The sequence below is a fragment of the Streptomyces spororaveus genome, from assembly GCF_016755875.1.
GTDB classification, from domain to species: Bacteria; Actinomycetota; Actinomycetes; order Streptomycetales; family Streptomycetaceae; genus Streptomyces; species Streptomyces spororaveus.
In genome coordinates, this window is record NZ_BNED01000005.1 from 3,727,859 (window position 1) to 3,751,025 (window position 23,167).

A 23,167-nucleotide genomic window follows, 5' to 3' on the forward strand; every position below is an offset into this window, starting at 1 on the left:
CTGGGGGTGTCCGACGCCGTCGTCGTCGGACTCGGCGCGATGGTGGGCGCCGGTATCTTCGCCGCCCTGGCTCCCGCGGCGCGGGCGGCGGGTGGCTCCCTGCTTGCCGCTCTGGGCGTGGCGGGTCTCGTGGCCTACTGCAACGCGCACTCCTCGGCGCGGCTGGCCGCCCGCTACCCGGCGTCCGGCGGCACGTACGTCTACGGGCGCGAGAGGCTCGGGCCCTTCTGGGGGTATCTGGCGGGCTGGGGTTTCGTGATCGGCAAGACCGCTTCCTGTGCGGCGATGGCCCTCACGGTGGGGGCGTACCTGTGGCCCGGGCGGCAGCACGCCGTGGCCGTCGCGGCGGTGGTGGCGCTGACCGCCGCGAGCTACGGGGGCGTGCAGAGGTCGGCCCGCGTCGCCCGGCTGATCGTGGCGGTGGTGCTGGCGGTCCTGGCCGGGGTGGTCGTGGTGTGCCTGTCCTCCGAGGCGGCCGACCCGGGGCGGCTGAGCGGGTCCGACCGGGGCGTCCTCGGGCTGTTGCAGGGCGCGGGTCTGCTGTTCTTCGCCTTCGCGGGCTACGCCCGGATCACCACCCTGGGCGAGGAGGTGCGCGATCCGGAACGGACGATCCCACGGGCGGTGCCGATCGCGCTGGGGATCGCGCTGCTGGTGTACGCCGCGGTGGCGGTGGCGGCGCTGTCGGTGCTGGGTGCGGAGGGGCTGGCGCAGTCGTCGGCCCCGCTCGCCGACGCGGTGCGGGCGGCCGGCGGCCCGGACTGGCCCCGGTGGTCCGGGTGGGCGCGGCCCTGGCCGCGCTGGGGTCGCTGCTGGCGCTCGTGCTCGGGGTTTCACGGACCGTTCTTGCGATGGCCCGGGACGGCCGTCTGCCGCGTGCGCTGGCGGCCGTACATCCCCGGCATCAGGTTCCGCACCATGCGGAGTTGGCAGTGGGTGTGGTCGTGGCGGTGCTGGCGGCCACCGCCGATCTGCGGGGCGCGATCGGTTTCTCCTCCTTCGGAGTGCTCGTCTACTACGCGATCGCGAACGCCTCCGCGTGGACTCTCGATTCAGCTGTCAAGGGTCGGGCCGTGGCAGTGGTCGGACTGGCCGGCTGTGTGGTGCTGGCGTGTGCGCTGCCCCTCGCGTCGGCGGCCTGGGGGGCGGCGGTGCTGGCGGTGGGCGTAGTGGTCCACGGGGTGCGGGGGCGTCTCAGATCCGGGATCTGAATCCGTCCCAGGGCGTCAGCTCCAGGTCGAACTCCTCCCCCGCTCCAGACCCGTCGCAGTACCAGGCGGTGCCGTCGAGCCAGCCGTGCAGCCAGGCCGCGAGGCTGGGGGTGTCGATGGACCAGGCGAGCTCCGGCTCCCCGAGGCCGGGGTCGAAGAGCAGGACCTGGGCGGTGTCGGAGCGGCAGTCGACGCAGACGGACATGGAGCAGCCGAAGTCGGCTATCGGCAGCACGCCCTCGGGCCAGCGCCAGGCCGACGAGCGGCCCGCCCCGTAGGCACGGACGGCGTCGCGCAGTGGCAGCAGTCCGCACTCCGGGCCGAATCCGCCGTCGCCGACACGGGTGTAGAGCGCGGCGAGCAGGGGCGGCAGGGCGAAGCCGAGTATGCCCTCGGCCCGGGCGATCTCCTCCGCGCCCAGAGCGGCGGGCAGGGGCTTTCCGTGCCCCTGTGAGGAGTGGTGCGCACGCGCGGCGACTTGCTCCAGCAACTGCTCGGTCTCGTTCATGCATTCCTGGTGACGCACCCCACCGACAGCCGCCGGGGCCTGTGGACAACTCCGCCCGCAGGCCGATCCGGTCGGCGTGCGGGCGGGGTGTGCGGCGGCGTCCACGACGCCGGCGGCCGTGTCAGCGCGAGGCGAACGGCGCGTCCGTCGGGACGATCTCGCGGCCGAGCGGGAGCAGGGAGAGCGGGACCATCTTGAAGTTGGCGATGCCGAAGGGGATGCCGATGATCGTGATGCAGAGGGCGATGCCCGTGACGATGTGGCCGAGGGCCAGCCACCAGCCGGCCAGCACCAGCCACAGGACGTTGCCGATGCAGGACCCTGCGCCCGCGTCGTGGCGCTCGACCGTGGTGTAGCCGAACGGCCAGAGGGCGTAGACGGCGATCCGGAAGGCGGCGATGCCGAACGGGATGCCGATGATCGTGATGCAGAGCAGCACACCCGCGAGCAGGTATCCCAGGAACAGCCAGATGCCGCTGAGGATGAGCCAAATGATGTTGAGGATTGTCTTCACTGGCGGCGGCCTGCCATCTGTTCGAGCCGGGCGATGCGCTCGGCCATCGGAGGGTGGGTGGAGAACATCTTAGAGAGGCCCTGACCTGGGCGGAACGGGTTGGCGATCATCATGTGGCTCGCCGCCTCCAACCGGGGCTCGGGGGGCAGTGGGAGCTGCTTGGTACCGGCGTCGAGCTTGCGCAGGGCGCTGGCCAGGGCGAGTGGGTCGCCGGTGAGCTGGGCGCCGGAGGCGTCGGCCTCGTACTCGCGCGAGCGGCTGATGGCCAGCTGGATCACGGAGGCGGCCAGCGGGCCCAGGATCATGATCAGCAGCATGCCGAGGAGGCCGGGGCCGTCGTCGTCGTTCGACCGGCCGATCGGGATCAGCCAGGCGAAGTTCACCAGGAACATGATCACCGAGGCGAGGGCGCCGGCGACCGAGGAGATCAGGATGTCGCGGTTGTAGACGTGGCTGAGCTCGTGGCCGATGACCCCGCGCAGCTCGCGCTCGTCGAGGATCCGCAGGATCCCCTCGGTGCAGCAGACCGCGGCGTTGCGCGGGTTGCGGCCGGTGGCGAAGGCGTTGGGTGCCTCGGTGGGTGAGATGTACAGGCGTGGCATGGGCTGGCGCGCGGACGTGGAGAGCTCGCGCACCATGCGGTAGAGCTGAGGAGCCTCGAACTCGCTCACGGGGCGGGCGCGCATCGCGCGTAGAGCCAGCTTGTCGCTGTTCCAGTACGCGTAGGCGTTCGTCCCGAGGGCGACGAGGACGGCGATGATCAGGCCGCCCCGCCCGAAGAAGCTTCCGATGAGGATGATGAGTGCGGACAGCCCGCCGAGGAGTACGGCGGTCTTCAGCCCGTTGTGCCGGCGGTGCACGGTACGCCCTCCAAGTGGTGCGGCAGGGGAGCCCGTCATGGATGTGAGGGTCTACGGTCCAGTGGACCCTCCCTTCCTGGTCAACGCGAGGTGAGGGCGTCTGGTTCCCAGGGCGCGGCGGGGCGGCCGCCCGCCGCCGCCCCTTCCCGGGGGGCGGCGGCGCCGCGGCGGGCCTTACTCCGTACGGGTTACACGCGCCGGCTACTGCGCGAAGAGGCTGCCCGACGTGACGCGCAGGATGATCTCCGGGGCGCCCGAGAGGACGACCGCCGTGATCGCGGTGACGATGACGGCCGCCGCCACCGGCCAGGGGGCGCGCGTACGGGTCTGCGCGCCCTCGGGGGTGCGGAAGAGCAGGGCCGTCCAGCGCAGGTAGTAGTACAGGGCGATGACGACGTTGATCGCCATGACCACGGCCAGCCAGCCCAGGCCCGCATCGACCGCGGACCGGAAGACGGTGACCTTGGCGAAGAGCCCGATGATGCCCGGCGGCAGGCCCGCCAGGCAGAGCAGGAAGAAGCCCAGCGAGAGGGCGGCCAGCGGGCGCTCGGCGTACAGGCCCCGGTAGTCGCTGATCCGGTGGAGCGGCTTGGTACGGGCGACCAGGGCGGCCACGGCGAAGGCACCGAGGTTCACGGCGGCGTACATGAGGGCGTAGGCGACGGTGGAGCCGATCTGGTCGCGCCCGGAGTACGCGGCCGCGGCGATCGGGACCAGCAGGTAGCCGGCCTGGCCGACCGAGGACCAGGCGAGCAGCCGTACGGCGCTGTTCGGACGGTCCGGGGACTGGCGCAGGGCGGCGGCGTTGCCCAGGGTCATGGTGAGCGCGGCGAGGACGGCCAGGGCCGGGCCCCAGATGTCGGAGTACGCCGGGAAGGCGATCACCGTGACGAGGATGAGGCCGGTGAAACCGACGGCCTTGCCGACCACCGAGAGGTAGCCGGCGATGGGCAGGGGGGCGCCGACGTAGGTGTCGGGGACCCAGAAGTGGAAGGGGACGGCCGCGGTCTTGAAGGCGAAGCCGACGAGGGTGAGCGCGACGCCGGCCATGGCGAGGGTGTCGAGCTGCCCGGGGACGTCTTCGAGGCGGTCGGCGACCTGGGTGAGGTGCAGGGAGCCGGTGGCGGCGTAGACGAAGCTGACGCCCATCAGCGACACGGCGGTGGCGGTGACGGAGGACAGGAAGAACTTCAGGGCGGCCTCGGAGGAGAGCCGGTCTCCGCGGCGCATGCCGACGAGGGCGAAGGCGGGCAGCGAGGCGACTTCGAGCGCGACGATCAGGGTGGCGAGGTCGCGGGAGGCGGGCAGCAGGGCCGCGCCGGCGGCGGAGGAGAGCAGCAGGAACCAGTACTCGCCGGCCGGCATGCGGGTGTCGCGGACGGCGGTGACCGACACCAGGGCGGTCACCAGGGCCCCGGCGAGCACCAGGAACTGGATGACGAGCGTGAAGCGGTCGGCGACGTAGCTGCAGGCCGCCGGGTCGCCGGTGAGGCAGAAGGTGGCGCGGTCGCCGGCGCGCAGGGGCAGCAGGGTGGCGGTCGCGGCGGCGAGGCCGGCGACCGAGATCCAGCCGAGGACCGGCTTGTGGCGCTCGGCGGCGAACAGGTCGGCGACCAGGACGACCAGGCCGACGGCGGCGGTGATCACCACGGGTGCGATGGCGAGCCAGTCGACGGACTGGACCAGGCTCGGGGCCTCGGCGGAGAGGACCGTCAGGGCCGTCATGGCCGTCATGAATTGCCTCCTGCGAGGAGCTTCTGGACGGCCGGGTCGGTGAGGCCGAGGAGGACCGCGGGCCACAGGCCGGCGAGGACGGTGAGGGCGACGAGCGGGGTCCAGGCGGCGAACTCGTAGCGCTGGACGTCCGCGACGGCGAGCTCGGGACCGGCTTCGGGGTCTCCCATGCAGACGCGCCGCACGACGATCAGGAGGTAGGCGGCGGTGAGCAGGGTGCCGAACGCGCCGACGGCCGTGTAGGTGAGGAAGGCGGGGCGGGAGAGGCCCTCGGCGGGGTCGAAGGCGCCGAAGAGGGCCAGCATCTCGCCCCAGAATCCGGCCAGGCCCGGCAGGCCCAGGGAGGCGACGGCGGCGAAGGCGAGGAGGCCGCCGAGGCGGGGGGCGCGGCCGTAGAGGGCGGCGCCGGTGGCTCCGGCGAGGGTGTCGAGGTCGGCGGTGCCGTAGCGGTCCTTGAGGGCGCCGACCAGGAAGAAGAGGAGGCCGGTGATCAGGCCGTGGGCGATGTTGGCGAAGAGCGCGCCGTTGACACCGGTGGGGGTCATGGACGCGATGCCGAGGAGGACGAAGCCCATGTGGCCGACGGAGGAGTAGGCGATGAGGCGCTTGAGGTCGCCCTTGCTCCCCTTGCGGGCCAGCGCGAGGCAGGCGAGCGATCCGTAGACGATGCCGACGACGGCGAAGGCGCCGAGGTAGGGCGCGAAGGTCGCCATCCCGTCGGGGGTGATGGGGAGCAGGATGCGGACGAACCCGTACGTGCCCATCTTCAGCAGGACGCCGGCCAGCAGGACGGATCCGACGGTGGGCGCGGCGGTGTGGGCGTCTGGCAGCCAGCTGTGCAGGGGCCACATCGGGGTCTTCACGGCGAGGCCGATTCCGATGGCGAGAACGGCCAGGAGCTGGGTGGTGTGCGACAGTTCGCGGCCGTTGTCAGAGGCCAGTGTCACCATGTCGAATGTGCCCGCCGTCACACCGATGAGGAGGAGGCCGAGCAGCATGACGACGGAGCCGAGGAGGGTGTAGAGGATGAACTTCCAGGCGGCGGCCTGCCGCTGAGCACCACCCCAGCGGGCGATGAGGAAGTACATCGGGATGAGGACCGTCTCGAAGGCGAGGAAGAAGAGCAGCAGGTCGAGGACGGCGAAGGTCGCGAGGGTGCCGGACTCCAGGACGAGGAGCAGTGCGACGAAGGCCTTCGGAGAGGGGCCTGCGGGGAGCTTGAAGTAGCTGTAGAGCGCGCAGAGGAAGAACAGCAGCGCGGTCATCAGGAGGAGGGGGAGCGAGATGCCGTCGACGCCGAGGTGGATCCGGACGTTCAGCGCCTGGATCCAGCTGATGTCCGTCGTCGCCTGGATGCGGGACGGGGCGTCGTGGTCGAAGCCCAGGGTGAGGGCGATGGCCGCGGCGAGGATCACACCGGTCACGGTCACGCCGTGGCGGAGCACGGCCTGTTCGGGGCTCTTGCCCTTGAGTCCGGGCGGGGCAGGCAGGAGCGCCGCGGCAGCGCCGAGGAGCGGTGCGGCCACGATGAACGCCAGAAGGAACTGCATCACGGACGGGCTGATATCAATCACGGCTGACTCACGGCTCACGATCCGGCGTTGACGTTGGCGAGGACGGCGGTGGCGATCGCCAGGACCACGGCGCCGGCGAGCAGGGCGCTCAGGTAGCTCTGCACGTTGCCGGTCTGGGCACGGCGTACCAGGCTGCCGAGCAGCTGGGTGCCGGTGCCCGCGCCGCGGACGTACGTGTCCACCACCTCGCGGTCGAGGAAGCGGACGAGGCTCGCGGCGGCCCGGACGGGCCGCACGAACAGCCGGTCGTAGAGGGCGTCGAGGTGGAAGCCGTCGGCCGCGTGGCGGTGCAGCGGACCGAGGAGCGCCTTGCCGGGGTCGGCGGCGGGGCCGGCCGGGACGGCGGGGTGATCGTGGGTCACCTCGGACACCTCGGGGGTCTCCGCGGCGGATTCGGCGGCGGCAGCGGCGACGGATGCGGAAGCGGGCACTGCGGCTGCGGCTCCCGCTCCGGTGCCGACGGCGGTCGCGAGGGCGGCCTTCGCCGAGGCGCGCTGCCAGAGCGCGTAGGTGAGCATCGCGCCGATGGCGGCGGCGCCCGTGCCGAGGAGCGAGGTGACCAGCGTCGGGGTGAGTTCCCCGCTGTCGAACCAGTCGGAGAGGGGCCCGGCGGCCAGGCCGAAGCCGACCGACGGGATCGCCAGCACCCACAGCACGCCGGTCATGGCGAGGGGTTCCTTGCCGTGGTCGGGGGCGGCGGCGCCCCGGCCGCGGAAGGCCATCAGCCACAGCCGGGTGGCGTAGGCGGCGGTGAGCAGGGCGGTCAGCAGGCCGGCGACGAGCACGAGCCAGCCGGCGGCGCCGGGAGCGAGGTCCGAGTGGCCGGTGGCGGTGTGCTCGGCGGCGACGAGGACGGCTTCCTTGGAGAAGAAGCCGGCGAAGGGCGGGATCGCGGCGAGCGCGAGCAGCGCGATCGTCATCGTCCAGAAGGCGTCGGGGATGCGCTTGGCGAGGCCGTCCATCCGGGACATGACGCCCAGGGAGTTCGTACCGGCGGCGTGGATGATCACGCCGGCGCCGAGGAAGAGGAGCGCCTTGAAGGCGCCGTGGGACAGGAGGTGGAAGACGGCGGCGCCGCGGTCGCCGACGGCCAGGGCACCGACCATGTAGCCGAGCTGGCCGATCGTGGAGTAGGCGAGCACCCGCTTGATGTCGTCCTGGGCGATGGCGGCCAGGCCGGAGCCGACCATCGTGACGGCCGCCATCACGGCCATGACCACCAGTGCGGCCTGGGAGGCCGCGAAGACGGGCAGGAGGCGGGCGATGAAGTAGACACCGGCGGCGACCATGGTCGCGGCGTGGATCAGGGCCGAGACCGGGGTGGGGCCCGCCATGGCGTCGGGGAGCCAGGTGTGCAGGGGGAACTGCGCGGACTTGCCCGCGACTCCGGCGAGCAGGAGCAGCGCGATCAGTGTCGGGTGGTCGAGTCCGCCGTCGGCGACGGTGCGCAGGATCTTCGGGATCTCGAAGGAGCCGGCGTCGGTGGCGAGCGCGAACAGGCCGATCAGGAAGGGGACGTCGCCGAGCTTGGTGACGAGGAAGGCCTTCAGGGAGGCGGAGCGGGCCGCTTCGGTCTCCCAGTAGTGGCCGACCAGGAAGTACGAGCAGATGCCCATGACTTCCCAGCCGACCAGCAGCACCATCAGGTCGCCGGAGTAGACGACGAGCAGCATGGCGGAGGTGAACAGTGAGACGAGAGCGGCATACGACGGGTAGCGCGGGTCCTCGCGCAGGTACGCCGTCGAGTAGAGCTGTACGCAGGTGGCGACGACCCCGACCAGGACGGCGACCAGGGCGGCGAAGCCGTCCAGGTACAGCGAGAGCTCGATCGGCACCGAGCCGGTCGGGGTCAGCTCGGTCGCGGCGCTGATCGGCGGGCCGCCGCCCTGGCGGACGGCGACGAGTACAGCCAGTACGGCGGCGCCGAGCGTCGGCAGGATCGCGAGCGGCCGGACGAACCCGGGGGCTCTGCGGCCGAGCAGGAGTCCCGCCACCGCGCCCAGGAAGGGGAGCAGCGGGACGAGGACGGCGAGGGTCGTGGTGCTCACGCGGTGACCTCGCTCTGGTTGTTCGCGGCGGGCTCGTGGCCCTCGGCGGTGTCGCGCAGCCGGTCGACGTCGGAGGTGCCCCGGTTGCGGTACACCATCAGCACGATCGCGAGGCCGATGCCGATCTCGGCGGCGGCGATCGCGATGGTGAAGAGGGTGAGGGCCTGGCCGGCGTGCAGGGCGTCGCGCAGCCAGACGTCGAAGGCCACCAGGTTGAGGTTGACGGCGTTGAGCATCAGCTCGACGGACATCAGGACCAGGATGGCGTTGCGACGGGCGAGTACTCCGTACAGGCCCGTGCAGAAGAGGAGCGCCGCGAGTACGGCGGGGTAGGCGAGGTGCATCAGCGCCGGCCCTTCTTCGCGCCGGGACCGGCCGGGGTGGCGGCGTCGGCGGGGTCGGCGGGGTCGTTCCTGCGGGACAGCACGATGGCCCCGATCAGGGCTGCGAGGAGGAGGACGGAGAGCGCCTCGAACGGCAGCACCCAGTGCTGGAAGAGGATCTCGCCGGAGACCTTGGTGGAACCCTGGACCGGTCCGTCGAGGTCGATCCAGGTGGTGCGGAAGGCGTCGACGACCACCCAGACCAGTGACACGGCGGCGACGGCGGCGACGCCGAGGGCGATCCAGCGGTTGCCGGAGTCCGCGTCCGGGGAGCGGCCGATGGGGGCCTTGGTGAGCATCAGCCCGAAGAGGAGGAGGACGACCACGGAACCGAGGTAGATGAGGACCTGGACCCAGGCGATGAACTCGGCGGTCAGCAGCAGGTACTCGACGGCGATGCCGCCGAGCGCGACGACCAGCCACAGGGCAGCGTGCACCAGCTGCTTGGTGGTGACCGTGACGAGGGCCGCGCCGAGGGTGGCGAGTCCGACGAGGACGAAGGCGATCTCGACGCCGGTCGGGGAGAGGAAGCCGGGCCCGTCGGTGGCGGCGGCAGCCGCTGCGGCCAGAGTGGTGGCGGGGCTCACGCGTCTCCCTCCGGGGTCGCGGTGGTCGGCGGTTCGGTGCCGGGGTCGGTGCCTGCTTCGGTGCCGGGGCCGGTGTCGGCGGCCCGGGCGGCGGCTTCGGCGGCGGCCGCCGCCGCGGCTGCGGCCTCGGCCTTCTCCACTGCCTTGCGTGCGGCGGCGATCTCCTTGGGCTCCTCGGCGGCCGGGTCCAGCGCGGGCGGCGCCGGGACGGTCCACATCCACTCGCGGAGCTTGTCGCGCTCGTGGGTCAGCTCGTGGATGTCGGTCTCCGCGTACTCGAACTCCGGCGACCAGAAGAGGGCGTCGAAGGGGCACACCTCGATGCAGATACCGCAGTACATGCAGAGGGAGAAGTCGATGGCGAAGCGGTCGAGGACGTTGCGGCTGCGCTCGCGGCCACCGGGGGTGGACGCCGGGACCGTCTCCTTGTGGGAGTCGATGTAGATGCACCAGTCGGGGCACTCACGGGCGCAGAGCATGCAGACGGTGCAGTTCTCCTCGAACAGACCGATGACCCCGCGGGAGCGGGGCGGCAGTTCGGGCTGTACCTCGGGGTACTGGGCCGTGTGCGAGCGCTTCGTCATCGTGCGCAGGGTGACGGCCAGGCCCTTGGCCAGGCCGGATCCGGGGATGGGCATTACTGGATCGCCACCTTCACGATGCCGGTGAGCGCGATCTGGGCGAGCGCGAGCGGGATGAGTGTGGTCCAGGCGAGCTTCTGGAGCTGGTCCTCGCGCAGGCGCGGGTAGCTCACGCGGAGCCAGATCACGACGAAGGCCAGGATCGCGATCTTGAGCAGGGTCCAGACCCAGCCGAGGTCGTCGCCGAAGGGCCCGTGCCAGCCGCCGAGGAACAGGACGGTGGTCAGGGCGCAGAGGACGACGATGCCGGCGTACTCGGCGAGGAGGAAGAGCGCGAAGCGCAGGCCGGTGTACTCGGTGTACGCGCCGAAGATGATCTCGGAGTCGGCGACGGGCATGTCGAAGGGGGGCCGCTGCAGTTCGGCGAGGCCGGCGGTGAAGAAGACGAGCGCGCCGACGATCTGCCAGGGCAGCCACCACCACTCGAAGGCCTCGACGATCCCGGGGATGGAGACCGTACCGGCCGCCATGGCGACGGAGGCGGCGGCCAGCAGCATGGGCAGCTCGTAGGCGAGCAGCTGGGCGGCGGTGCGCAGGCCGCCGAGCAGGGAGAACTTGTTCGCGGAGGCCCAGCCGGCCATCAGGGAGCCGAGGACTCCGACGCCCATGACGGCGAGCGCGAAGAACAGGCCCGCGTCGATGACCTGGCCGACGGCGCCCTCGCCCGGGCCGATCGGGATGGCCAGGAGGACGAGGAGGTACGGCAGCAGGGCGACGGCGGGGGCGAGCTGGAAGATCCGTCGGTCGGCGCCCGCCGGGACGATGTCTTCCTTCTGCGCGAACTTCACGCCGTCGGCGACGAGCTGGGCCCAGCCGTGGAAGCCGCCGGCGTACATGGGGCCGAGGCGGCCCTGCATGTGGGCCATCACCTTGTGCTCGGTCTGCCCGACGACGAGCGGGAGCACGAGGAAGACGGCGAAGACGACGATCAGCCGCAGGGCGACGTCGAGGACGTCGTTCACGCGTCGCCTCCGTTGTCGGGGTCGGTGGTGGGGTCGTTGGCGGGGCGGGACCCGTCGCCCGCGGCGGGCCCGGTTTTCGGGTCGGCCTTGGGGTCCGGCCCGGTTCCGGTCTCCGGCGCCGCCTTCGGAGCCGGCCCGGGAGCCGGTTCTTCGAAGGCGGGCTTCGGGTCGTGCCAGGGGGCGTCCGAGCTGCGCGGTGCCGGGCGGCGGGGCGCGGCCTCCCCTGCCTCCGGAGCGGCGCCCGCGGCGGCTCCGTCCGGGGACGGTGCCGGAGCGGGGGCCGGCGTCTGGCTCGCCGAGCCGTCGGCCACCGAGCGGGTGCGGCGGGGCGGACGCGGCGCGGTTTCCGCCGATTCCTCCGGAGCCGCCACGGCCGGGGTCGACTGGCTCGCCGAGCCTTCCGACACCGAGCGGGTACGGCGCGGCGGGCGAGGCGGAGCCTCCTCCGCCCCGGTGGCCGCGTCGGCCGGGGGCTGGGTCGCCGAGCCTTCGGTGACCGAGCGGGTACGGCGGACGGGGGCGCCCTCGCGCGGGGTGCGCGCGGCGGCGCCCGCCGCGCCGGCGGCACGCGGGGTGCGGGCGGGACGGGCCGGGGCCGGCGGAAGCTGGCCCTTCATCGGGCCCCAGTCGTTGGGGTCGGGTACGCCCGGCGGGAGCATCTGGCGGCGCTTGGGCGCGTCCGGGTCGTGTGCCTCGCCCGGCTCCTTGGCGCCGGGCCAGGCCTTGGCGACGCGCGCGGCCAGGACGAAGTCCTTGCGCAGCGGGTGGCCCTCGAAGTTCTCCGGCAGGAGGAGGGGGACGAGGTTCGGGTGGTCGGTGAAGGTCACCCCGAACATCTCGAACGTCTCGCGCTCGTGCCATTCCGCGCCCGCGTAGACGGCGATCGCGGACGGCAGCGAGGGAGCGCTGTGCGGGACGGTCGTGCGCAGCAGCAGCCGGCGCACCCGGTGGTTCTCCAGCGACGCGACGTGCGCACAGATCCGGAAGCCGGTGCCGGGCTCGTCCACCGCGCTCAGCCAGTCGAAGTACGTGCAGCCCAGCTTGTCCCGGGCGATTTCGAGAGCGGGGATCCAGCTGCCGACGGGCACGTCCACCGTGAGGACGTCGTACGCGAACTCGCCGACGGCCTCGGCGCCGAAGACCGTCGGGGCCGCGTCGGGAAGGGAGTCGTAGAGGTTCACGCGCCTGCCCCCTGCCCGGGTGCCGGCGGGGGCGTGACCAGTCCGCTCGTCAGCTGGGACACGGAGGGTCCGTTCGCGTAGCGCTCGGCCAGCGACTCGCGGGCGATCTTCTCCTGGAGCTTGAGGATGCCCTGGAGGAGCGCTTCGGGACGCGGCGGGCAGCCCGGCACGTAGACGTCGACCGGGATGATCTGGTCGACGCCCTTCGTCACCGAGTACGAGTCCCAGTAGGGGCCGCCGCAGTTGGAGCAGGCGCCGAAGGAGATGACGTACTTCGGCTCCGGCATCTGCTCGTAGAGCCGCTTCACCGCCGGGGCCATCTTGTCCGTGACGGTGCCGGAGACGATCATGAGGTCTGCCTGGCGGGGCCCGGGCGCGAAGGGGATCACGCCGAGCCGGATGAAGTCGTGCCGGGCCATGGACGCGGCGATGAACTCGATCGCGCAGCAGGCCAGGCCGAAGTTGAACACCCACAGGCTGTACCGGCGGCCCCAGTTCAGGACCACCTTCATCGGTTCCGGGGCCAGGCGGGAGAGGACTCCGAGGCGCTTGGGCTCCGGGAGCAGCACGCCCTCGGTCGGCGTCACAGCCGGTGTCACGTCCATTCGAGGACGCCCTTCTTGTACGCATAGAGCAGGCCGACGGCCAGGAAGCCCAGGAAGATGAACATCTCCACCAGGGTCGTGGCGCCGTAACCGGCGGCGGCGAACACCGTCGCCCACGGGAACAGGAAGATCGAGTCGACGGCGAAGATGACGTAGAGGAACGCGTAGACGTAGTAGCGGACCTGGGTGTGCGCCCAGCCCTCGCCGACCGGGTCCACACCGCATTCGTACGTCAGCAGCTTCTCGGGGGTCGGGACGACGGGCCGCAGCAGCCGGCCCGCGCCGAAGGCGACGGCCACGAAGAGCACACCGAGGGCGGCCAGTAGACCGACGACCGAATAACTCCGGAAGTAGTCCGCCGCGAGCACGGTTACGGTCGATACCGTTGGTTCAGGCACGTCCGTTCCTCGCTCCTCGGTCACTGTCGACGATCTGGTACGGACGGGAGTCTAGGGCCTGCCTCACACGGGGTGGGGTTATCCCCCGTTCACAGCACCCCGGCCACCCCATGGCATCAGCGGGTCGTACTTGACAGGGTGTGGCGCATGACCATGAGCCATGCCGTACCCGACAACGACCGACCTCCTCCCGTACGCGCCGTCTTCAGCGCCGTGACGTGGAAGGAGATCGCCTATCTGGTGAGCAACCTGCCGCTGGCGATCGTCGGTTTTGTTTACGCGGTTGTCATGGTTTCCACCGCCGGCGGCCTTTCGGTGACCGCGGTCGGAATTCCGCTGCTCGCGTGCGGTCTGTATCTGTCTCGGCAGTTGGGACGGCTGGACCGGGCACGCGCCCGCGGGCTGCTGGGCGTACGGGTGGACGAGCCGACCCCGATCCCCGGTCCGAAGCGGTCCGGAGGATTCTTCCCCTGGCTGTGGACGAGCATCAAGGACCCGGTCGGCTGGCGGACGGTGCTGTACCAGCTGATCCGGTTGCCGTGGGGAGTACTCACCTTCACGGTAGCGCTGACGGGCCTGTTCGTGCTGTGGCCGGTGCTGCCGTATCTGGTGCGGCTGATGGCGAACGTGGACCGGGCGATGGTACGGGGGCTGCTGTCGCCCTCCGAGGACCTGGAGCGGCGGATCGCGGAGCTGGAATCCGACCGGGGAGTCGTGGTCGACACGGCGGCGGCGGACCTGCGGCGCATCGAGCGGGATCTGCACGACGGCGCGCAGGCCCGGCTGGTGGCGCTGGCGATGGGGCTGGGCCTGGCGAAGGAGAAGCTGCTGGAGGACCCGGAGGGGGCGGCGGCGATGGTCGACGAGGCGCACGGTGAGGTGAAGCTGGCCCTTCAGGAGCTGCGGGACCTCGCACGGGGGATCCACCCGGCGGTGCTGACGGACCGGGGGCTGGACGCGGCGCTGTCGTCGGTGGCGGCGCGGTGCGTGGTGCCGGTGAAGGTGGCGGTGGATCTTCCGGGGGACCCCTCGGGGGCGCAGACCGGAGCGCAGACCGGAGCGCGGCCGGCGGAGGCGATCGAGGGGATCGCGTACTTCGTGGTGTCCGAGCTGCTGCAGAACGTGAGCAAGCACGCGGGGCCGGGCGCGCGGGGCGCGTCGGTGGAGGTCTGGCGGGCGGGGGCACGGCTGATGATCCGGGTGTCGGACGACGGGCAGGGCGGAGCGAGTCCCTCCGGGGGGAGCGGGCTGGCGGGGCTCGCGGAGCGGTTGGGCGCGGTGGACGGGGTGCTGGTGGTGGACTCGCCCGTGGGGGTGGGGACCGTGGTCACGGCCGAGCTGCCGTGGCGGGACCGGGGGTAGGCCCAGGCCCCCGGGCCCCTGTTGTTGCTGGTGAGCGGGACTCCCGTCCGGGGTGGGCGGGGGTCCCGTACGAATTTCCGCTGCACCGCCGTTTCCCGGGGCTCCGCCGTGCGCCTCGCCGGCGGGGCTGCGGGGATGGGCCGGGTCCCCGTAGGGATTCCGCTGCACCGCCGTTTCCCAGGGCTCCGCCCCGGACCCCGCGCCTCAAACGCCGGCGGGGCTGGATGTGGCGGCGGCCGTCTCGCAGACACCTGCCGGGTGGGGGTGGGTTTGGCGGCGCCGGCCCGAAGACACCTGCGGGGTGGGCGGGGCGCCTCAAACGCCGGCGGGGCTGGATGTGGCGGCGCCGGCCCGAAGACACCCGCGGGGTGGGGTTAACCCCCCGGTGGAGATGCCGACCCGCCGCATGGTTGGGCCGGGCGGGGGGCGGCAGGGTGGGGAGGTAACGGAGGACCGGAAGGGCGGGTCGGGATCATGGACAACGGCAGAGGCGCGGGCGGCGGGATCGGCGCGGTGCTGCGGGCCCCGGTCGAGGGGCGGACCTGGCGGGAGTTCGGGTACCTGCTGATCGGGCTACCGCTGAGCACGCTGTACTTCTCGCTCGCCATCACCGGCGTGAGCCTCGGCGCCGGGCTGCTCGTCACCTTCCTCGGCGTTCCGGTCCTGGCGGGCGTGCTCGCCATGTGCCGCGGCTTCGGACATCTGGAGCGGGCCCGGGTGCGGGTGCTGCTCGGGGCGGACATCGCCGCCCCCGCGCCGATCCGGGCGAAGAAGGCCGGGCCGCTCGCCGCCATGGGTGCGCTGCTCAAGAGCGGGAGCGCCTGGCGGCACGTGCTGTACTCGGTCATCCACTTCCCGTGGGCGGTGTTCTCCTTCTGCCTGTCCCTGGTGCTGTGGGCGTGCGGGTGGGCGTACCTGCTGTACCCGCTGTGGTTCTGGGTCTTCCCGGCCTACACGAACCAGCCCGGTCTGCAGCTCTTCCAGAACGACGACTACACCTTCTACCTCGACTCGCCCGTCACGATCGCCCTGGCCAGCCTGGTCGGGCTGGTCATCACCCTCGCCACCCCCTGGGTGATCCGGGCCCTGACCACCGTCGACCGGGTCATCGTCGGCGGGCTGCTCGGGGCGTCCAGCCTGGCCACCCGCGTCAGCGAGCTGGAGTCCGACCGCGGAGTGGTCGTGGACACCGCAGCGGCCGACCTGCGGCGCATCGAGCGGGATCTGCACGACGGGGCGCAGGCCCGGCTGGTGGCGCTGGCGATGGATCTGGGGCTGGCGAAGGAGAAGCTGACCGAGGATCCGCAGGGGGCGGCCCGGATGGTGGACGAGGCGCACGGGGAGGTGAAGATCGCCCTCCAGGAGCTGCGGGACCTGGCCCGCGGGATCCACCCGGCGGTGCTGACCGACCGGGGGCTGGACGCGGCGCTGTCGTCGGTGGCGGCGCGGTGCGCGGTGCCGGTACGGGTGGCCGTGGATCTGCCGGCCCGTCCCGCGGCGGCGATCGAGGGGATCGCGTACTTCACGGTCTCGGAGCTGCTGCAGAACGTCAGCAAGCACGCGCTCGCCCGTTCGGCCTCGGTGGACGTGTGGAAGTCCGGGGAGCGGCTGCTGATCCAGGTCGCCGACGACGGCCGGGGCGGTGCCGGACCGCGGCAGGGGACGGGTCTGGCGGGGCTGACCGAGCGGCTGGACGCGGTGGACGGGGTGCTGGTCGTCGACTCCCCCGCCGGGGGTGGGACGACGGTCACGGCCGAGCTGCCCTGGCGTCCGTAGGGGGTGGAAGAGGCGTCGAGGGAAGGGCCGGGCCGGATGGCCCGGCCCTTCGCAACTCCCGGCGCGCGCGGCGGCCGTTTGCGGTATTCGACCGTCCGGTACGCGAAAACTCCCCTCGTACGGCGACCTGTTGTCGTGGCTCCGCCTTCACCAGGACTCAAGGCTGGGATGCTTGGCTGAGTCAGGTAGTGGATGAACGAGTGGACGCGGGAGCTGCTGAGTCGTGGAAGACAGGGTGCGTGTGGTCATCGCCGAGGATTCAGTGCTGCTGCGTGAGGGCCTGACCCGGTTGCTGACCGACCGGGGGCATGACGTCGTGGCGGGCGTCGGGGACGCGGAGGCCCTGATCAAGACAGTGGCGGACCTGGCGGCCGAGGACGCGCTGCCGGATGTGGTGGTGGCGGACGTGCGGATGCCGCCGACCCACACCGACGAGGGCGTACGGGCGGCCGTACGGCTGCGCCGCGACCACCCCGGGATAGGTGTCCTCGTGCTGTCCCAGTACGTGGAGGAGCAGTACGCCACCGAACTGCTGGCCGGTTCCAGCACCGGGGTGGGGTATCTCCTCAAGGACCGGGTGGCCGAGGTGCGGGAGTTCCTGGACGCGGTGGTGCGGGTGGCCCGGGGTGGTACGGCGCTGGACCCCGAGGTCGTGGCCCAGCTGCTCGGCCGCAGCCGGAAGCAGGACGTACTGGCCGGCCTGACCCCGCGCGAGCGCGAGGTGCTGGGGCTGATGGCCGAGGGCCGGACGAATTCCGCCGTGGCGAAGCAGCTGGTCGTGAGCGACGGAGCGGTGGAAAAGCACGTCAGCAACATCTTCATGAAGCTGGGCCTTTCGCCGAGTGACGGGGATCACCGGCGAGTACTGGCCGTTCTCACCTATCTGAAATCTTGATCGACTGACACTCTGTCAGATATGGCATACCGGCAGGGCCGTCTCAAGGGGCGGTCCTACGGTCCAGAATGTGGCCGCTCCTGGGGGCCTGATCCCTGCCGACGTAGGGTGGGTTCCGGGGGTGCCCACGCCTCGAAGGAGGTCCAGTTCAGTGACCAGCCAGGTCAGCAGCCCGGCCGAGCAGGCCGACGGGGCCGGGGGTGCGGTTGTCGGCGGACAGCGCACCCCGGAGAGTCCGGGCGGCAAGGAAGTGCGCCGCCTCGATCGTGTGATCATCCGATTCGCGGGTGACTCCGGTGACGGTATGCAGCTCACCGGTGACCGCTTCACCTCGGAAACGGCGTCCTTCGGGAACGACCTGTCGACGCTGCCGAACTTCCCCGCCGAGATCCGCGCCCCTGCCGGAACCCTCCCGGGCGTCTCCTCCTTCCAGCTCCACTTCGCCGACCACGACATCCTCACTCCGGGTGACGCCCCGAACGTGCTGGTGGCGATGAATCCGGCAGCCCTGAAGGCGAACATCGCGGACCTGCCGCGCGGCGCCGAGATCATCATCAATACGGATGAGTTCACCAAGCGCCCCATGGCCAAGGTCGGCTACGCCACGTCGCCGCTGGAGGACGGCTCCCTCGACGCGTACAGCCTGCACCCGGTACCGCTGACCACCCTGACGGTCGAGGCGCTGAAGGACTTCGGGCTCTCCCGCAAGGAGGCCGAGCGCAGCAAGAACATGTTCGCGCTGGGCCTGCTGTCGTGGATGTACCACCGGCCCACCGCGGGCACGGAGAACTTCCTGCGGCAGAAGTTCGCGAAGAAGCCCGAGATCGCCGAGGCGAACGTCGTCGCCTTCCGGGCCGGCTGGAACTTCGGGGAGACCACCGAGGACTTCGCGGTCTCCTACGAGGTCGCCCCCGCCACCCGCGCCTTCCCCACGGGCACCTACCGCAACATCTCGGGGAACCTGGCGCTCTCCTACGGTCTGGTCGCCGCGAGCCAGCAGGCCGATCTGCCCCTCTACCTGGGCTCCTACCCGATCACCCCGGCCTCGGACATCCTGCACGAGCTGTCGAAGCACAAGAACTTCGGCGTGCGGACCTTCCAGGCCGAGGACGAGATCGCCGGCATCGGCGCGGCGCTCGGCGCGGCCTTCGGCGGCGCCCTCGGGGTGACCACCACCTCCGGACCCGGCGTGGCGCTCAAGTCGGAGGCGATCGGCCTCGCGGTGTCACTGGAGCTTCCGCTGCTCATCGTGGACATCCAGCGCGGCGGCCCCTCCACCGGACTGCCGACCAAGACGGAGCAGGCGGACCTCCTCCAGGCCATGTACGGCCGCAACGGCGAGGCCCCCGTACCGATCGTGGCGCCGCGGACCCCTGCGGACTGCTTCGACGCCGCCCTCGACGCGGCCCGGATCGCGCTCACCTATCGGACCCCGGTCTTCCTGCTGTCCGACGGCTACCTCGCCAACGGATCCGAGCCCTGGCGGATCCCCGAGGTCGCCGACCTGCCCGACCTGAAGGTCAAGTTCGCCACCGGCGCGAACCACACCCTCGCCGACGGCACCGAGGTGTTCTGGCCCTACAAACGGGACCCGGAGACCCTCGCCCGGCCCTGGGCCATCCCCGGCACCCCCGGCCTCGAACACCGCATCGGCGGTATCGAGAAGCAGGACGGCACCGGCAACATCTCCTACGACCCGGCCAACCACGACCTCATGGTCCGCACCCGCCAGGCCAAGATCGACGGCATCCGGGTCCCCGACCTCGACGTCGACGACCCGGACGGCGCCACCACCCTGGTCCTGGGCTGGGGGTCCACCTACGGCCCCATCACCGCGGCCGTCCGCCGGCTGCGGAACGCCGGACTGCCCATCGCCCAGGCCCATCTGCGCCACGTCAACCCCTTCCCCGGGAATCTCGGCGCGGTCCTGGAGCGTTATCGCAAGGTAGTGGTGCCGGAGATGAACCTCGGGCAGCTCGCCACCCTGATCCGGGCGAAATACCTGGTCGACGCCCAGTCGTACAACCAGGTCAACGGAATGCCGTTCAAGGCGGAGCAGCTCGCCACGGTCCTCAAGGAGGCCATCGATGACTGAGGTGACGGAGGCGGAGGCGGCCGACGGGGCGCGGACCCTGCTCTCGCTGGTACCCAAGGCCGAGAGCAAGCAGTCGATGAAGGACTTCAAGTCGGACCAGGAGGTCCGCTGGTGCCCCGGTTGCGGTGACTACGCCGTGCTGGCCGCGGTTCAGGGCTTCATGCCCGAACTGGGCCTCGCGAAGGAGAACATCGTCTTCGTCTCGGGCATCGGCTGCTCCTCCCGCTTCCCGTACTACATGAACACCTACGGGATGCACTCCATCCACGGCCGCGCCCCGGCCATCGCCACCGGCCTCGCCACCTCCCGCCGCGACCTGTCCGTCTGGGTGGTCACGGGCGACGGTGATGCGCTGTCCATCGGCGGCAACCACCTCATCCACGCGCTGCGCCGCAACGTCAACCTGAAGATCCTGCTCTTCAACAACCGGATCTACGGCCTGACCAAGGGCCAGTACTCCCCCACGTCCGAGGTCGGCAAGATCACCAAGTCGACGCCGATGGGCTCGCTGGACGCGCCCTTCAACCCGGTGTCGCTGGCGATCGGAGCCGAGGCCTCCTTCGTCGCACGGACCGTCGACTCCGACCGCAAGCACCTCACCGAGGTACTGCGCCAGGCGGCCGACCACCAGGGCACGGCGCTCGTGGAGATCTACCAGAACTGCAACATCTTCAACGACGGCGCCTTCGAGGTCCTCAAGGACAAGGACCAGGCCCAGGAAGCCGTGATCCGGCTGGAGGACGGGCAGCCGATCCGCTTCGGCACGGACGGCGCGAAGGGTGTCGTACGCAATCCGGCCACCGGCGACCTGGAGGTCGTCGAGGTCACCGCGGCCAACGAGGGACGGATCCTGGTCCACGACGCCCGGAACGCCAGCGCCACCACCGCGTTCGCGCTCTCCCGTCTCGCCGACCCCGACACGCTGCACCGGACCCCGATCGGGGTGTTCCGCAGCGTGGAGCGGCCGGTCTACGACACCCTCATGGCCGACCAGCTCGACGCGGCCATCGACCGCAGCGGCAAGGGCGACCTCGGGGCGCTGCTGACCGGCAACGACACCTGGACCGTCGTCGGGTAGCGCGCGCGTCCGCACACGACGGAGCCCGGATCCTGTGCCAGGGTCCGGGCTCCGTCGCGTCCGGCGCTCCCCGCGACGGGCCCCGGACCTCCCGGACGCCGAAAGATGTCATGAGTATCTCGCGATGACGGGCATGACATCCGGGCCGTACGGCGATACCGTCGTGAAAGTTGGCTGGAAGTCGTACAGGAGGCCCCGTGAAGGCAGAGAACGAGCAGCGCACGGGTTTGCTCTACGGATTCGGCGCCTACGGGATGTGGGGGCTGGTCCCCCTCTTCTGGCCGCTCCTCAAGCCCTCCGGGGCGATCGAGATCCTTGCCCACCGCATGGTGTGGTCCCTGGCCGTGGTCGGCCTGGCGCTCCTCGCGCTGCGCCGCTGGGGCTGGATACGGGAGCTGCTGCGCCAGCCCCGCAAGCTCGGCCTGACGGCGCTGGCCGCCACGGTGATCAGCGTGAACTGGGGCCTGTACATCTGGGCCGTCAACAACGAGCACGTGGTCGAGGCCAGCCTCGGCTACTTCATCAATCCCCTGGTCAGCATTGCCATCGGCGTGCTGGTGCTCGGCGAGCGGCTGCGCCGCGCGCAGTGGGTGGCCGTCGGCCTCAGCTTCCTCGCCGTCCTGGTGCTCGCCATCGGCTACGGGCGGCCGCCGTGGATCTCGCTGATCCTGGCCTTCTCCTTCGCCACGTACGGGCTGATCAAGAAGAAGCTCAACATGGGCGGCCTGGAGTCGCTGGCCGCCGAGACGGCCGTCCTGTTCCTGCCCGCCTTCGGATACGTCCTGTGGCTCGGCGCGCAGGGCCGGTCCACCTTCGCCTCGCACGGCGTCACCCACTCGCTCCTGCTGGCCGCGACCGGGCTGGTCACGGCGATCCCGCTGGTGTTCTTCGGGATGGCCGCGATCCGGGTCCCGCTGTCCACCCTCGGGCTGCTCCAGTACATGGCCCCGGTCTTCCAGTTCGGGCTCGGCGTCCTGTACTTCCACGAGGCCATGCCGCCCGAGCGCTGGGCGGGCTTCTCCCTGGTGTGGGCCGCGCTGGTGATCCTCACCTGGGACGCGCTCCGTACGGCGCGGCGGTCGCGGGTCAGGCTGGAGGTGGCGTCGGCCGTCCTGGGGACACCGGCCCGCGAGCCCGCGTAACGCCGCCCGCGAAGCCCGCGTCGTCGCCGCCCGCGAGCCGCGCGGCAGGGCGCCCCGCCGGGCTCGCACCGGCAAACCCCCCACACCCCCACACACACCCTCGATCCCCGGTACGGGCCACCCGTACCGGGGATCGTCCGTTTTCCGAACCGGCCTGACCGGATTGTGGTCTTGACGGACAGTCATACTCTCGCTGAACATCAGGCTCGCACTGACGCACTAACGCTCACCTGCTCTATCCCCACCCGTTCCGTCATATCCCCGCGGAATCCCGGAGCCCCCACATGAGCCTGTCCGTCTCCCGGCGCCTCGCTGCCGTGACCGCGTTCGCGGTCGCCGGCCTGTTCGCCTCCACCGCCCCCGCCGCACTCGCCGCCCCCACGGCGGTCGCCGCGGCGCCGACACCGCCCGACATACCGCTGGCCAACGTCAAGGCCCACCTGTCGCAGCTCTCGACCATCGCCGCCAACAACGGCGGCAACCGTGCCCACGGCAGGGCCGGGTACAAGGCCTCGATCGACTACGTGAAGGCCAAGCTCGACGCCGCCGGCTACACGACCACCCTGCAGACCTTCACCTCCAGCGGCGCCACCGGCTACAACCTGATCGCCGACTGGCCGGGCGGCGACCCGAACTCGGTCCTGATGGCGGGTTCGCACCTGGACTCGGTGACCGCGGGCGCGGGCATCAACGACAACGGCTCCGGCAGCGCGGCCGTCCTGGAGACGGCGCTCGCCGTCTCCAGGGCCGGGCTGCAGCCCACCAAGCACCTGCGCTTCGGCTGGTGGGGCGCGGAGGAGCTGGGCCTGATCGGCTCGAAGTACTACGTCAACAACCTGCCGGCGGCTGAGAAGGCGAAGCTCTCCGGCTACCTGAACTTCGACATGATCGGCTCGCCGAACCCGGGCTACTTCGTCTACGACGACGACCCGACGATCGAGCAGACCTTCAAGAACTACTACGCCGGCCTCGGCGTCCCGACCGAGATCGAGACCGAGGGCGACGGCCGCTCCGACCACGCCCCCTTCAAGAACGCGGGCATCCCGGTCGGCGGTCTGTTCTCCGGCGCCGACTACACCAAGACGGCGGCGCAGGCACAGAAGTGGGGCGGCACCTCCGGTCAGGCCTTCGACCGCTGCTACCACTCCTCCTGCGACAGCCTGGCGAACATCAACGACACCGCCCTGGACCGCAACTCCGACGCCATCGCGTACGCGATCTGGACGCTCGGGGCGGCCACTCCGGTCCCGCCGGGCCAGTCCTTCGAGAACACGGCGGACGTGAACATCCCGGACTCCCCCGCGGCGGCGGTCTCCTCGCCGATCACGGTGACCGGCGTGACGGGCAACGCGCCCGCGACCACCAAGGTCGACGTGAACATCGTCCACACCTACCGCGGTGACCTGGTGGTCGACCTGGTCGCCCCCGACGGCACCGTCTACAACCTGCACAACCGCAGTGGCGGCAGCGCCGACAACCTCGTCCAGACGTACACCGTCAACGCCTCCAGCGAGGTCGCCAACGGTGTCTGGAACCTCCGGGTCAAGGACTCGGCGGCGCAGGACGTCGGCTACATCAACAGCTGGAAGATCACCTTCTAGGCCTTCCGCCCC

General features: G+C 71.3%; 20 protein-coding genes and 1 pseudogene. 8 read left to right on the forward strand and 13 right to left on the reverse strand.

The window, feature by feature from the left end; genetic code table 11:
* Positions 1-39: 39 nt before the first annotated feature.
* Positions 40-1,211, forward strand: a pseudogene (locus Sspor_RS19020) (APC family permease).
* Here the strand turns inward: Sspor_RS19020 and Sspor_RS19025 are convergent.
* From Sspor_RS19025 to Sspor_RS19085, 13 genes are all read right to left on the reverse strand, one after another.
* On the reverse strand, positions 1,195-1,719 hold the full coding sequence (locus tag Sspor_RS19025) for an SMI1/KNR4 family protein (protein WP_202200201.1): 525 nt from the start codon (positions 1,717-1,719) through the stop codon (positions 1,195-1,197). The pseudogene Sspor_RS19020 and the gene Sspor_RS19025 sit on opposite strands and share 17 nt — an antisense overlap.
* 121 nt (positions 1,720-1,840) lie before the next feature.
* Positions 1,841-2,233: a YccF domain-containing protein gene (locus tag Sspor_RS19030; protein WP_202200202.1), complete on the reverse strand. Its 393-nt coding sequence runs from the start codon at positions 2,231-2,233 to the stop codon at positions 1,841-1,843.
* On the reverse strand, positions 2,230-3,093 hold the full coding sequence (gene htpX / locus Sspor_RS19035) for a zinc metalloprotease HtpX (RefSeq protein ID WP_202203732.1): 864 nt from the start codon (positions 3,091-3,093) through the stop codon (positions 2,230-2,232). Before htpX ends, Sspor_RS19030 begins: the two co-directional genes overlap by 4 nt.
* Positions 3,094-3,294: 201 nt before the next feature.
* Complete coding sequence (locus Sspor_RS19040) at positions 3,295-4,827, reverse strand: NADH-quinone oxidoreductase subunit N (protein WP_202200203.1); 1,533 nt, start codon at positions 4,825-4,827, stop codon at positions 3,295-3,297.
* Entirely contained in the window at positions 4,824-6,377 is a 1,554-nt protein-coding gene (locus Sspor_RS19045) for a complex I subunit 4 family protein (protein WP_202200204.1), read from the reverse strand. Before Sspor_RS19045 ends, Sspor_RS19040 begins: the two co-directional genes overlap by 4 nt.
* 38 nt (positions 6,378-6,415) lie before the next feature.
* Positions 6,416-8,449: an NADH-quinone oxidoreductase subunit 5 family protein gene (locus Sspor_RS19050; protein WP_202200205.1), complete on the reverse strand. Its 2,034-nt coding sequence runs from the start codon at positions 8,447-8,449 to the stop codon at positions 6,416-6,418.
* The gene (nuoK, locus tag Sspor_RS19055; RefSeq protein WP_030726044.1) at positions 8,446-8,793 is read right to left on the reverse strand and encodes an NADH-quinone oxidoreductase subunit NuoK; all 348 of its coding nucleotides are present in this window, start codon (positions 8,791-8,793) and stop codon (positions 8,446-8,448) included. The genes Sspor_RS19050 and nuoK overlap by 4 nt, the downstream gene beginning before the upstream one ends.
* Entirely contained in the window at positions 8,793-9,419 is a 627-nt protein-coding gene (locus Sspor_RS19060; protein WP_202200206.1) for an NADH-quinone oxidoreductase subunit J family protein, read from the reverse strand. The genes nuoK and Sspor_RS19060 overlap by 1 nt, the downstream gene beginning before the upstream one ends.
* Positions 9,416-10,057 carry a NuoI/complex I 23 kDa subunit family protein gene (locus Sspor_RS19065; RefSeq protein WP_237403924.1) on the reverse strand — a complete coding sequence of 214 codons (642 nt, stop codon included), beginning with the start codon at positions 10,055-10,057 and terminating at the stop codon, positions 9,416-9,418. Before Sspor_RS19065 ends, Sspor_RS19060 begins: the two co-directional genes overlap by 4 nt.
* Positions 10,057-11,022: a complex I subunit 1/NuoH family protein gene (locus Sspor_RS19070; RefSeq protein WP_202200207.1), complete on the reverse strand. Its 966-nt coding sequence runs from the start codon at positions 11,020-11,022 to the stop codon at positions 10,057-10,059. Before Sspor_RS19070 ends, Sspor_RS19065 begins: the two co-directional genes overlap by 1 nt.
* Positions 11,019-12,203, reverse strand: a complete 1,185-nt coding sequence (locus tag Sspor_RS19075; RefSeq protein ID WP_202200208.1) for an NADH-quinone oxidoreductase subunit C — start codon at positions 12,201-12,203, stop codon at positions 11,019-11,021. The genes Sspor_RS19070 and Sspor_RS19075 overlap by 4 nt, the downstream gene beginning before the upstream one ends.
* A complete protein-coding gene (locus Sspor_RS19080) occupies positions 12,200-12,808 on the reverse strand; it encodes an NADH-quinone oxidoreductase subunit B (protein ID WP_202200209.1) in 609 nt (202 codons plus the stop codon). Before Sspor_RS19080 ends, Sspor_RS19075 begins: the two co-directional genes overlap by 4 nt.
* The gene (locus Sspor_RS19085; RefSeq protein WP_030012240.1) at positions 12,799-13,206 is read right to left on the reverse strand and encodes an NADH-quinone oxidoreductase subunit A; all 408 of its coding nucleotides are present in this window, start codon (positions 13,204-13,206) and stop codon (positions 12,799-12,801) included. The genes Sspor_RS19080 and Sspor_RS19085 overlap by 10 nt, the downstream gene beginning before the upstream one ends.
* Positions 13,207-13,353: 147 nt before the next feature.
* Here Sspor_RS19085 and Sspor_RS19090 point away from each other — a divergent pair, with 147 nt between their 5' ends.
* The 7 genes from Sspor_RS19090 to Sspor_RS19120 all read left to right on the forward strand — a co-directional run bounded on the left by Sspor_RS19090 (position 13,354) and on the right by Sspor_RS19120 (position 23,155).
* A complete protein-coding gene (locus Sspor_RS19090; RefSeq protein WP_202200210.1) occupies positions 13,354-14,568 on the forward strand; it encodes a sensor histidine kinase in 1,215 nt (404 codons plus the stop codon).
* 474 nt (positions 14,569-15,042) lie between these two features.
* On the forward strand, positions 15,043-16,344 hold the full coding sequence (locus tag Sspor_RS19095) for a sensor histidine kinase (protein ID WP_202200211.1): 1,302 nt from the start codon (positions 15,043-15,045) through the stop codon (positions 16,342-16,344).
* Positions 16,345-16,579: 235 nt separating this feature from the next.
* Positions 16,580-17,239: a response regulator transcription factor gene (locus Sspor_RS19100; RefSeq protein WP_030653505.1), complete on the forward strand. Its 660-nt coding sequence runs from the start codon at positions 16,580-16,582 to the stop codon at positions 17,237-17,239.
* 151 nt (positions 17,240-17,390) lie between these two features.
* Entirely contained in the window at positions 17,391-19,334 is a 1,944-nt protein-coding gene (locus Sspor_RS19105) for a 2-oxoacid:acceptor oxidoreductase subunit alpha (RefSeq protein WP_202200212.1), read from the forward strand.
* A complete protein-coding gene (locus tag Sspor_RS19110; protein ID WP_202200213.1) occupies positions 19,327-20,412 on the forward strand; it encodes a 2-oxoacid:ferredoxin oxidoreductase subunit beta in 1,086 nt (361 codons plus the stop codon). The genes Sspor_RS19105 and Sspor_RS19110 overlap by 8 nt, the downstream gene beginning before the upstream one ends.
* Positions 20,413-20,609: 197 nt before the next feature.
* A complete protein-coding gene (rarD, locus tag Sspor_RS19115) occupies positions 20,610-21,554 on the forward strand; it encodes an EamA family transporter RarD (RefSeq protein ID WP_202200214.1) in 945 nt (314 codons plus the stop codon).
* A gap of 284 nt (positions 21,555-21,838) precedes the next feature.
* On the forward strand, positions 21,839-23,155 hold the full coding sequence (locus Sspor_RS19120) for a M28 family metallopeptidase (RefSeq protein ID WP_202200215.1): 1,317 nt from the start codon (positions 21,839-21,841) through the stop codon (positions 23,153-23,155).
* Positions 23,156-23,167 lie beyond the last annotated feature (12 nt).